The 935-nt window shown below is 53.2% G+C and carries 1 protein-coding gene; it reads left to right on the plus strand.

Going from position 1 to position 935, the window contains the following annotated elements:
* Positions 1-828 (plus strand): IS630-like element ISPsy32 family transposase (locus tag ALO43_RS25780; protein WP_054998366.1); only part of this gene is annotated, 828 nt, incomplete at its 5' end.
* Positions 829-935: the final 107 nt, after the last annotated feature.

Here is a 935-nt window from a genome sequence, read left to right on the forward strand (position 1 = left end):
GGACGTAAGTCATTCTTGCCGCCAGACGCTATGGCTCGAGTGCTTGAAAAAGTGGTTCAACCTCGTATTGGCCAGCCTCGCTGGAGCTGCCGAAGCATGGCGCAAGTCGCGGGTATTTCTCCGGCCAGCGTCCAGCGTATATGGGCTGCCAATGACATAAAGCCGCACCTGACTCGTACGTTCAAGCTGTCCAACGATCCCAACTTCGAAGAGAAATTCTGGGACGTCATCGGGTTGTATCTGGACCCGCCAGACAAGGCACTGGTGCTGTGCTGCGATGAAAAAAGTCAGGTTCAGGCCTTGGAGCGTACCCAGCCAGGACTGCCTCTGGGCATCGGCCATATCCGCACGCAATCGCACGATTACATTCGCCATGGCACCGTGACCCTGTTCACTACGCTCGATTACCTTGAGGGGAAGTTGATCAGTTCTATCGAGCGCCAACACCGGCATCAGGAGTGGCTGGACTTCCTCAAGAAAATCAATCGGGAAACGCCCAAGCACCTTCAATTGCACCTGATCGTCGACAACTACGCCACGCACAAACATCCGAAAGTGAAGGCTTGGCTCGAAAAGCACAAGCGCTTCCATATGCATTTCACCCCGACCTCAAGTTCGTGGATGAACAGGGTTGAGCGCTTCTTTCGTGACATCACGGTATACCTGCGCGACGGTAGTTTCAGCTCGATTCGCGAATTGGAAAGCTCAATCACCACATTTCTGGCACTGCGAAATGCCCAGCCGACTCGCTCCGTTTGGAACGCGAAGGGAGAAGATATTTTGAACAAAATACAGCGAGCCCGCGCGGCAATGAGCACGCAGGCATGAGAGAAGTTAATTTTGAGACGGCACAGTAGAAGCTGAGAACTTACCATATCAAAAATGAAAAGCCACCCTATTGAGACGCAAAAAGCGCCTCAGCCACGCGTCTCACA

It is taken from the genome of Pseudomonas tremae (genome assembly GCF_001401155.1).
Taxonomy (GTDB): Bacteria; Pseudomonadota; Gammaproteobacteria; order Pseudomonadales; family Pseudomonadaceae; genus Aquipseudomonas; species Aquipseudomonas tremae.